This is a genomic window from Bacillus sp. SG-1 (genome assembly GCF_000181495.1).
Classification (GTDB): Bacteria; Bacillota; Bacilli; order Bacillales; family Bacillaceae_B; genus Rossellomorea.
The window spans coordinates 1-10,526 of the sequence record NZ_ABCF01000084.1 but is presented as its reverse complement, the minus strand read 5'-3'; the positions used below and the strand labels follow the sequence as shown (position 1 = coordinate 10,526).

The 10,526-nt window shown below is 44.5% G+C and carries 11 protein-coding genes and 1 pseudogene; all 12 read left to right on the top strand.

The window, feature by feature from the left end; translation table 11 throughout:
* Positions 1 to 125 (top strand): uracil phosphoribosyltransferase (locus tag BSG1_RS20580; protein WP_083802916.1); only part of this gene is annotated, 125 nt, incomplete at its 5' end.
* A gap of 163 nt (positions 126 to 288) precedes the next feature.
* Positions 289 to 2,481: a S8 family serine peptidase gene (locus BSG1_RS17435; protein WP_006838511.1), complete on the top strand. Its 2,193-nt coding sequence runs from the start codon at positions 289 to 291 to the stop codon at positions 2,479 to 2,481.
* A 971-nt stretch (positions 2,482 to 3,452) separates the two neighbouring features.
* Positions 3,453 to 3,674, top strand: coding sequence for an AtpZ/AtpI family protein (locus BSG1_RS17430; RefSeq protein WP_044023104.1), 222 nt, complete (start codon positions 3,453 to 3,455; stop codon positions 3,672 to 3,674).
* A 6-nt stretch (positions 3,675 to 3,680) separates the two neighbouring features.
* Positions 3,681 to 4,055, top strand: coding sequence for an ATP synthase subunit I (locus BSG1_RS17425; RefSeq protein ID WP_006838509.1), 375 nt, complete (start codon positions 3,681 to 3,683; stop codon positions 4,053 to 4,055).
* A gap of 22 nt (positions 4,056 to 4,077) precedes the next feature.
* Positions 4,078 to 4,788, top strand: coding sequence for a F0F1 ATP synthase subunit A (gene atpB / locus BSG1_RS17420; protein WP_006838508.1), 711 nt, complete (start codon positions 4,078 to 4,080; stop codon positions 4,786 to 4,788).
* Between the two features lie 76 nt (positions 4,789 to 4,864).
* Positions 4,865 to 5,077, top strand: coding sequence for a F0F1 ATP synthase subunit C (atpE, locus tag BSG1_RS17415; protein ID WP_006838507.1), 213 nt, complete (start codon positions 4,865 to 4,867; stop codon positions 5,075 to 5,077).
* A gap of 165 nt (positions 5,078 to 5,242) precedes the next feature.
* Positions 5,243 to 5,755, top strand: a complete 513-nt coding sequence (locus BSG1_RS17410; RefSeq protein ID WP_006838506.1) for a F0F1 ATP synthase subunit B — start codon at positions 5,243 to 5,245, stop codon at positions 5,753 to 5,755.
* Positions 5,752 to 6,291 carry a F0F1 ATP synthase subunit delta gene (locus BSG1_RS17405; RefSeq protein WP_006838505.1) on the top strand — a complete coding sequence of 180 codons (540 nt, stop codon included), beginning with the start codon at positions 5,752 to 5,754 and terminating at the stop codon, positions 6,289 to 6,291. Before BSG1_RS17410 ends, BSG1_RS17405 begins: the two co-directional genes overlap by 4 nt.
* 99 nt (positions 6,292 to 6,390) lie before the next feature.
* Positions 6,391 to 7,899: a F0F1 ATP synthase subunit alpha gene (gene atpA, locus BSG1_RS17400; RefSeq protein ID WP_006838504.1), complete on the top strand. Its 1,509-nt coding sequence runs from the start codon at positions 6,391 to 6,393 to the stop codon at positions 7,897 to 7,899.
* 108 nt (positions 7,900 to 8,007) lie between these two features.
* Positions 8,008 to 8,865 (top strand): F0F1 ATP synthase subunit gamma, encoded by an 858-nt coding sequence (locus tag BSG1_RS17395; RefSeq protein WP_006838503.1) that lies wholly within the window; start codon positions 8,008 to 8,010, stop codon positions 8,863 to 8,865.
* An 81-nt stretch (positions 8,866 to 8,946) separates the two neighbouring features.
* The gene (gene atpD / locus BSG1_RS17390) at positions 8,947 to 10,365 is read left to right on the top strand and encodes a F0F1 ATP synthase subunit beta (protein ID WP_006838502.1); all 1,419 of its coding nucleotides are present in this window, start codon (positions 8,947 to 8,949) and stop codon (positions 10,363 to 10,365) included.
* A gap of 22 nt (positions 10,366 to 10,387) precedes the next feature.
* Positions 10,388 to 10,526 (top strand): annotated as a pseudogene (locus BSG1_RS17385) (F0F1 ATP synthase subunit epsilon); the annotation flags it as partial.

Below are 10,526 nucleotides of genomic sequence, written 5' to 3'. Positions count from 1 at the left end.
CCATTAAGAGTGCGCATCCTGATGTAGATATCTACATCGCAGCCCTGGATGAGAAACTGAACGAAAAAGGATATATCGTCCCTGGACTGGGCGATGCCGGCGACCGTTTGTTTGGAACGAAATAATAATTACGACCAAAGCCCGTCTCTATTCATAGAGACGGGCTTCTTTAATGCTTTAAACCGTTAAAAGGGACAGTCCCTCTTAGCGATTTAAAGCACTAAAGCGCATGAATACCTTCCTCGCTCAATACAAAAGCTATCCAAAAAACAGGAGGGAGCACCCAACATGCGTAAAATGATGGCACTGATCCTTATTTTACTGATACCTCAACCTGCAGGAGCCCAAAGTTTTAAAATGCCGCCGCTTAAGGAACATCCACATCAACAAGAGATTCTCATCATTGAAACTTCTACTCCTGTGGACCCTGTCCAACTAAAGGAAGAGCTCGGACAGCACACCTCCTTAAAACTGAGGTATATTTTTTCAGACGTACTAAACGGCTACTCGATCACGGGTCCCAAAACTGAACTGGAAAAATACGTGGCTTCCCACCCACAAGCAAATCTAATCACCGCTTCCAAAGCCCAAACCTATGTTATCAAAAGAGACAGCACCATCCCCTTTGTTGGAGCAGAAAAGGCAAGAGGGTACTTCGATGAAAATGGAAACAGGCTGACCGGGGAGGGAGTAAAGGTTGGTATTATCGACACCGGCATGGACCTCCATCACCGCGACCTTTCCCGCAACTTCAAAGGAGGAAAGGATGTCGTCGACGGTGACGAAGAGCCGATGGAAACCATCTCTGGGAAAGGATACTCGACGATTCACGGAACTCATGTAGCGGGCATCATCGGTGCAAATGGTTCCCTTCAAGGCATGGCCCCGAATGCTAACCTGTATATATACCGTGCACTCGGGCCCGGGGGGCGTGGGACGACGGATCAGGTGCTCGCTGCCATTGAAGCTGCCGTGAAAGACAAAGTCGATATCCTTAACCTTTCGTTAGGCAGTGAAGTCAATGGTCCTGACCTCCCATTGAGCAAGGCGTTGGATAAGGTATTTGAGAAAGGGATACTGCCCGTGGTGGCAAGCGGTAACTCCGGTCCGGCAGACTGGACCATCGGCACACCCGCCACTTCGGCAAAATCTTTGGCTGTCGGAGCATCTACCCCGCCTTCAGATGTTCCATATTTTATTTTTGGCAAAGAAAAAATCCGACTTCTTTCTATAGATAGAACAGAAAAGTGGCGGAAGAAAAGAAATATAAGAATTTATGATGGAGGGATTGGATCTCCGGAAGAATTAGAAGGCAGCTTTGGAAAAATAGCGATTGTTAAAAGAGGAAAATTGACCTTCGAAGAAAAAATTGATAACGCTGAAAGAGCCGGTGCCAACGGTGTGATTATTTACAACAACACAAAAGGGTTGTTTTCAGCAATGATACAGAACGAGAAAGAAATCCCGGCTGCAGTCGTTTCAATGGAGGACGGAAAAAATCTTTTAAAAACTAAAAAGCCGGTCTCTATCGCCATCACCAATGAACAGGATCAACTCGCTCCATTCAGTTCAAAGGGTCCGGTCACGGTCAGCTGGCTGATCAAGCCGGATGTTACTGCACCCGGAGTGGATATCAAAAGCACGATTCCAGAGGGATATATGTCTCTGCAGGGAACAAGCATGGCGGCTCCCCATGTGAGCGGTGCTGCAGCCATATTGAAGCAGGCCCATCCAGAGTGGGGCGCAAAGGAACTCAAATCAGCCCTCATGTTGACGGCAAAAGATATAGTCGATGAAAAGGGAGTTCCATACAAGGTATTTGAACAGGGGTCCGGAAGAATCCAGGTAGATAAAGCCCTCGAGCTCGATACCTTTGTATTTCCGTCCTCCCTATCAATGGGCGGACTCCAATTAGGGAAGAAAAAATATTTAGAAGAGCAACTCACAATCAAAAATCAAGGAACAGTAGCCAAGACCTACTCGTTAAAACCTTCAGAAACACATAATGCATTAAGGTGGGAGCTGCCGCTAAGCTTCGTCTTAAAACCAGGGGAAGAAAAAACGGTGACGGTCAGGGCAATTATCAAAGAATTTCCGGAAAAACATGCTCTTTGGGAAGGTAGACTTCTCCTTGAAGAGGGGACTAGCATATATTCTCTTCCTTATCTCATAGCAGTCGGCACACCGGATTACCCCCGGATCATGGGGTTTGCTGCCGTTCCGGGAGATGCCCCGGATTCGCTGAGGTATGAAGCGTATCTTCCGGAAGGTGCAGAAGAGTTTGCTCTCGCCTTATATGATCAGCAAACCCTGCAGCTGCTTGCCATCCTGGATCAAAGACATCCGGCAGGTCAAGGTATGATCAACAACCAAGTTAAACTTCCTTCATATATAAAAGGAAAAACTTTTTATGCTGTTGCGTTTGCAAGGAAAAGCGGGGATGAGGATTATCAAGAGAACTTAATTGAATGGTACAGGTAAGGGAGTGGGGGAATCACTCCCGTATATTACTGAAGTGCTTTTCTATAGACTTACCAGGGAACGTAAATTCAGAATGATACCGTGCGCCCAAGTCGCGCGGTACTTCATTTTAAGGAAAAGTCGAGAATGAAGCCATGCGTTCGGATGGCACGGTACAACATTTCAAGTAAAAGTCGAGAATGAAGCCATGCGCTCGAGCAGCGCGGTACATCATATCAAGGAAGTGTCGAAAATGAAGTCATGCGCACGGGCTACGCGGTACAACATATCAAGGAAAAGTCGAGAATGAAGCCCTGTGCTTGAGCAGCGCGGTACAACATATCAAGGAAGTGTCGAGAATGAAGCCGTGCCCTCGGGTGGCGTCGCACATCATTTCCAGGAAGAATCAATAATGATGCCCTGCGTTCAAGAAGCGCATAGCATCATTTGATAAAAAGCCCTAATTGATGCGATTTCTTTCCATTGAAGAACCTAGGAATCAGCCTGTACCACGTCAACAGCAGCCCCCCTGATTTACCCTCATTCGGTTCTTTTAGAGTCAGATCTCTGTGATCTTACGCCAAAGCAGGATACCCTCAGCGTAATCCCCCTCGAACAGCCTGGTCCCAACAAAAAAAAACCAATGCTACAAGCCTCCCCCAACAGTAACCCCGCCTGCCATCCAAAGTGGAATTTTTTACAATCAAACTTCTTCTTAAAACTTTCCTCATATTCTTATATAATGAGAGAGGCGTCAAAATTCTACAGATTTTTGCAAATTTGATGATTTTGTGAACAAATCAGGAACACGTGGCAAGGTTGTGAACTTTTTCCCTGTAATTCATTGACATCAATTCTGCCCTATTGTATGCTTACAAAGGATATGGAATGATAGGGTTTTCACATCCATAGTCATGTCGAAAAATTTTCTTCAATCTTTTTTAAAAGTGTAGAAGATTAACCGCAAATCCCCCAGAAATGAAGGGATGCCTATGCGTCATCGTGATAGACGCCCGTTACAAGCAATGGCTTTATATACGGCCATTCTCTCGCAATTAGTCGGTTCCATCCTGATCGGTATCTTCGGAGGAAGATGGCTCGACAGGTACCTGGATGCCGCACCACTTTTTTTAGTAATCGGACTACTCCTTGGACTAGCAACAGGAATATATGCAATGCTCCGTACAGTCCGGACTTACTTTTCAGGAGACTAATGATTTATGCCGGAAATTCAACAGATGTTCATCAGACATCGCAAGTACATATTTTCCCTGCTCTCTATTTATGTTCTTGGCTGGGGATTCACAGAATACCAGTCAATCTTTCTGGGACTCATACTCGGGACAGGCATCAGTCTGTTCAACCACTGGGTGATGGTTAAAAGGACCGTCAAGTTTGGGGACAAGGTTGTGGCAGGAGAAAAGGTTCGTTCTTTGGGAACGTTTTCACGCATGGCCGGTGCGGCTTTCGCTGTGATCGTAGCGATGGAATACCCGGACACATTTCATCTTCTGAGTGTTGTTATTGGATTAATGACATCCTATCTTGTCATTATGATAGATTATTTGATTCAGCAGCTTCAACTTCATAAATAGCGGGGAAGAGAGGTGAATTTCATTGCATCATGAAAATCCTACCGCTGAGTTTCTGGGCTTAACCTTTAACTTGGCAAATGTATTAATGATTACAGTAGCAAGTGCAATAGTGTTCCTGCTTGCTGTTGTATCAACCCGGCGTATGGCTATGAAACCAACAGGCATTCAAAACTTCATGGAATGGGTCATGGACTTCGTCAAAAACATCATTAAAAGCAACATGGACTGGAAAACCGGAGGACGGTTCCACATCCTCGGTATAACATTGATTATGTACATCTTTGTATCTAACATGTTAGGTCTTCCATTCTCAGTGGTCATTGACCACGAACTTTGGTGGAAATCACCGACAGCTGATCCTACCATCGCATTAACGATGGCGGTACTTGTTGTTGGTCTATCACATTATTACGGTGTGAAAATGAAAGGTTTCGGTGAATACGGAAAAGATTTCTTTAAACCTATGTGGTTCTTGTTCCCGCTGAAAGTTATTGAGGAATTTGCAAACACTCTCACATTAGGTCTTCGTCTTTACGGAAACATCTACGCTGGTGAAATCTTGCTTACATTATTAGCAGGTTTGGCCGTTACAGGCGTAGGCGGCACCCTTGCAGCAATTGTGCCGATGCTGGCATGGCAAGGATTCTCGATATTTGTTGGTGCAATCCAATCATTTATCTTCGTAATGTTATCAATGGTCTACATTTCTCACAAAGTAAGCGCAGACCATTAATATATACCTGTTCATTTTTGAACAAAAACCTATTTAAGAAAAAATATTTTTCATACATTTAAGGAGGAACTTAATAATGGGTCTATTAGCAGCAGCAATCGCAATCGGTTTGGCAGCACTTGGTGCCGGTATCGGTAACGGTCTTATCGTATCTCGTACAGTAGAAGGTATCGCACGTCAGCCAGAAGCACGTGGTATGCTTCAAACTACAATGTTCATCGGGGTAGCACTAGTTGAGGCGATTCCTATCATCGCCGTTGTTATCGCGTTCATGGTACAAGGTCAATAATCGGAAGTTACACTCGTTCCAAAATGGCGAAGATCATTCCTTGAGAACCTTCGCCATTCCTTTATGTTCATGACTTCAATCACAGGTTTTGTGAATACAGCAATACTTATAAGTTTAAAGCGGATCTAAAAGAGAAGCTATGTCTCTTGAAGGGAGTGATATCGCGTGCTAACAAACGCATTTGTCCTTGGAGCATCATTCAACGGCGGGGATATCCTGTTCCAGTTGGTTATGTTCATCGTCTTGCTAGCGTTACTGAAGAAATTCGCATGGGGTCCACTCATGGGAATTATGAAGGAACGTGAAGACCATATTGCAAGTGAAATCAATGCGGCCGAAGAAAGCCGTACAGAAGCAAACAATTTGCTTGAAGAACAACGCCAGCTTTTGAAAGAGGCTCGTCAGGAAGCTCAAACAATGATCGAGAACTCTAAGAAGCAAGGCGAGCAACAACGTGAAGAAATCATCGCGACAGCTCGTGCTGAAGGTGAACGCCTGAAAGAAGCGGCGAAACGTGAGATTGAAACGCAAAAAGAACAAGCTGTCACTGCATTACGTGAACAGGTTTCATCACTATCTGTCCTAATCGCATCTAAAGTGATCGAGAAGGAACTAAGTGCTGAAGATCAGCAAAAATTGATCAATGATTATATTCAAGAGGCAGGAGAAGAGCGATGAGTAATATTGCAGTAGCAAAACGCTATGCGATAGCTCTTTTTGAAATTGCCAAAGAACATAACCAGTTAGAATCAATTGAAGTAGAGCTTCGCGTAGTCAGATCAGTATTCGAAGAAAACAAAGAATTGGATGTCCTATTGGAAACTCCGCGTATTTCGGTTGAGAAGAAAAAGGAAATCCTAAAAGAAGCGTTCTCATCTGCTTCACCGAATGTAATGAATACTCTGATGCTTCTTGTGGATCGTCACCGTGCAAATGCGATAACATCAGTTGTTGATGCTTTTATCGAACTTGCAAATGACGAACGCGGAATTGCTGAAGCGAAAGTTTATTCTGTTCGTCCGCTGGATGAAGCAGAAAAAGCAGCACTGTCTGCATCTTTCGCGAAAAAAGTCGGAAAAAGTTCATTGCGCATCGACAACATAACAGACACGAATCTTCTTGGCGGCTTGAAGCTGAGAATCGGCAACCGTATTTTTGACGGAAGCCTTAAAGGTAAGTTAGAGCGCTTAGAGCGTGAATTGACTCGTAAATAAGCCAGGAGGGTAAAACCGATCCTGCATAAACGATATAAGGGGTCTCTATTATAGAGTTACCCTGACAAAATCCAATGTAACCATAGAGGGGTGAAATTCATGAGCATTAAAGCTGAAGAAATCAGTGCGCTGATAAAAAAGCAAATTGAAAACTATCAGTCAGAAATGAAAGTAAGCGACGTAGGTACAGTAATCCAGATCGGGGACGGTATCGCACGTGCTCATGGCCTCGACAACGTCATGGCTGGAGAGCTTGTTGAGTTTTCAAACGGTGTCATGGGTATGGCACAGAACCTTGAAGAAAATAACGTAGGTATCGTAATCCTTGGACCTTACCGTGATATCAAGGAAGGCGATGAAGTTCGCCGTACAGGCCGTATCATGGAAGTTCCTGTAGGTGAAGAACTAATTGGCCGCGTTGTAAACTCACTTGGACAACCAGTTGATGGTCTTGGCCCAATCAATGCTACAAAGACTCGTCCAATCGAAAGTAAAGCAACTGGTGTAATGGATCGTAAATCGGTTCATGAGCCTCTTCAAACAGGTATCAAAGCGATTGACGCCCTTGTGCCAATCGGCCGTGGTCAGCGTGAGTTGATCATCGGTGACCGCCAAACAGGTAAAACATCTGTTGCGATCGATACGATCCTTAACCAAAAAGATCAGGACATGGTATGTATCTATGTAGCTATCGGACAAAAAGAATCTACAGTCCGTAACGCTGTAGAAACTCTCCGTAAGCATGGTGCTCTTGACTACACAATCGTAGTTACTGCATCTGCATCACAGCCTGCTCCAATGTTATTCCTTGCGCCTTATGCAGGTGTAACAATGGGTGAGGAATTCATGTTCAACGGCAAGCACGTTCTTGTTGTGTATGATGACCTTTCTAAGCAAGCTGCAGCATATCGTGAACTTTCACTACTATTACGCCGTCCTCCAGGCCGTGAAGCGTTCCCTGGTGACGTATTCTACTTGCACAGCCGTCTACTTGAGCGTGCAGCTAAATTAAGTGATGAGAAAGGTGCCGGTTCAATCACTGCACTTCCGTTCGTTGAAACACAAGCAGGCGATATCTCTGCATATATCCCAACAAACGTTATCTCTATCACTGACGGACAGATCTTCCTGCAGTCTGACTTATTCTTCTCTGGTGTACGTCCAGCGATCAATGCCGGTCTTTCTGTATCACGTGTAGGTGGGTCCGCACAAATCAAAGCGATGAAGAAAGTATCAGGTACACTGCGTCTTGACTTGGCAGCATACCGTGAGCTTGAAGCATTCGCGCAATTCGGTTCCGATCTTGATAAAGCGACACAAGCGAAACTAAATCGTGGTGCCCGCACAGTAGAAGTACTGAAGCAGGATCTTAACAAACCGTTAAAAGTTGAAAAGCAAGTTATGATTCTTTATGCATTGACGAAAGGACACCTGGATGATATTCCAGTTGGAGATATCCGTCGTTTCGAAGAAGAATTCCTTAGCTGGTTAGATCGCAACCATACTGAGTTGTTAGACCATATTCGCACGACAAAAGGTCTTCCTGAAGATGATGCAATGAAAGCAGCTATCAACGAATTCAAGAAAACTTTTGCTAAGTCTGAATAATTGATTACCCAATAAACACTCCGGCAGGCCTTTGAGCATATAAGCACAAATGGCCCTGCCGTGTGTTTAAGGTAAGGTCTGAAACAATAAAAAGGGTGGTGAGAACCAGTGGCATCGTTACGCGACATTAAATCTCGTATAACTTCTACGAAAAAGACGAGTCAAATAACAAAAGCCATGCAAATGGTTTCTGCATCAAAGATGGCCCGTGCTGAAACGAATGCAAAAGCATTCGTTCCTTATATGGAGAAAATCCAGGAAGTGGTTTCATCCATCGCTCTTGGAAGCAAAGACGCATCCCATCCGATGTTAGTCTCCCGCCCCGTTAAAAAAACCGGCTACTTGGTCATCACGTCTGACCGCGGTTTAGCGGGAGCATATAACAGTAATGTTATACGACTTGTCCATAACACAATCAAAGAACGTCATTCATCCAATGATGAATTTGCTATAATCGCAATCGGCCGTATCGGAAGGGACTTTTTCCAAAAGCGTGATTACAATGTAATCGAAGGCATTACCGGTATCCCGGATCAGCCGAGCTTCTCCGATATTAAAGATATCGCGACCAAAGCAGTAGGCATGTTCTCTGACGGCGCATATGATGAGCTGTACTTATACTACAACCATTATGTGAGCGCCATTCAGCAAGATGTTACTGAAAAGAAAGTTCTGCCATTGACAGATCTTGATTCTTCAGCAAAATTGACATCTTATGAATTTGAACCTTCTGCAGAAGATATTTTAGAAGTACTGCTTCCTCAATATGCTGAGAGCTTGATTTACGGCGCATTGCTTGATGGTAAAGCCAGTGAGCACGCTGCCCGTATGTCTGCGATGAAGTCTGCAACGGATAACGCGAAGGAATTGATCAACAGTTTATCTCTTTCTTACAATCGCGCCCGTCAGGCAGCCATCACTCAGGAAATTACCGAAATCGTCGGTGGAGCAGCTGCATTGGAATAACACTTATAATAACGGCTGGAGGTTAATCCTGCCCAGCCTTTTCTTTAATATGTCGTCAAATGCTAGATAGGAGGGAAAAAGATGAACAAAGGACACGTTCTTCAAGTAATGGGTCCGGTTGTTGACGTTAAGTTCGAAAGCGGTCAACTGCCTGATATCTTTAACGCTCTTGTTGTCAAACAAGAAGCGAAAGCAGATGCTAAAGGCATCGATTTAACACTAGAAGTTGCCCTTCACCTAGGTGATGATACGGTCCGTACGATCGCGATGGATTCCACTGATGGATTGACTCGCGGAATCGAAGTGGCAGACACTGGAGCTCCTATCTCCGTTCCAGTTGGTGATGTCACTCTAGGACGTGTATTCAACGTACTTGGTGAAACAATTGACCTTGAAGAAGAAATCGATAAAAGTGCACGCCGTGATCCTATTCACAGAGAAGCACCTAAATTCGACCAACTTTCTACAGAGGTAGAAATCCTTGAAACGGGTATCAAAGTGGTAGACCTTCTTGCTCCATATATCAAAGGTGGTAAGATTGGACTATTCGGTGGTGCCGGTGTAGGTAAAACAGTATTAATCCAGGAGCTTATCAATAACATCGCCCAAGAGCATGGCGGACTTTCCGTATTCGCAGGTGTAGGTGAGCGTACTCGTGAAGGTAATGACCTTTACCACGAGATGAGCGATTCTGGCGTTATCAAGAAAACAGCAATGGTATTCGGTCAGATGAACGAGCCGCCGGGAGCACGTATGCGTGTTGCCTTGACTGGTTTGACTATGGCTGAATATTTCCGTGATGAGCAAGGACAGGACGTTCTTCTGTTCGTTGATAACATCTTCCGTTTCACGCAAGCAGGTTCTGAGGTTTCTGCCCTTCTAGGCCGTATGCCTTCAGCGGTTGGTTACCAGCCGACACTTGCAACGGATATGGGTCAATTACAGGAGCGTATCACATCTACTAACGTAGGTTCTGTTACATCGATCCAAGCAATCTATGTACCTGCGGATGACTACACGGATCCAGCTCCAGCAACGACTTTCGCTCACCTTGATGCAACAACAAACCTTGAGCGTAAGCTTTCTGAGATGGGTATCTACCCTGCGGTAGATCCGTTGGCATCAACTTCACGTGCACTTTCTCCTGAAATTGTTGGAGAAGAACACTACAATGTTGCACGTCAAGTACAGCAAACATTACAGCGTTATAAAGAACTTCAAGATATCATTGCGATCCTTGGTATGGATGAGCTTTCAGATGAAGATAAATTGATTGTTTCACGCGCACGCCGTGTTCAATTCTTCTTATCTCAAAACTTCCACGTTGCTGAACAGTTCACTGGCCAAAAAGGTTCATATGTTCAAGTCAAAGATACTGTTCAAGACTTCAAAGAGATTCTTGAAGGTAAATATGACCACATTCCAGAAGATGCATTCCGTCTAGTAGGTCCAATGAGCGACGTACTTAAAGCAGCAAAAGAGATGGGTGTAGAAGTATAATCAGGGACCAGGAGGGAATAAAATGAAGACATTAAAGGTCAATATTGTCACTCCCGATGGCCCAGTGTACGAATCTGAAGTGGAAATGGTAAGCACCAAAGCTCAGAGTGGTGAGCTTGGAATCCTTCCAGGACATATTCCAATGGTTGCTCCATGCAAAT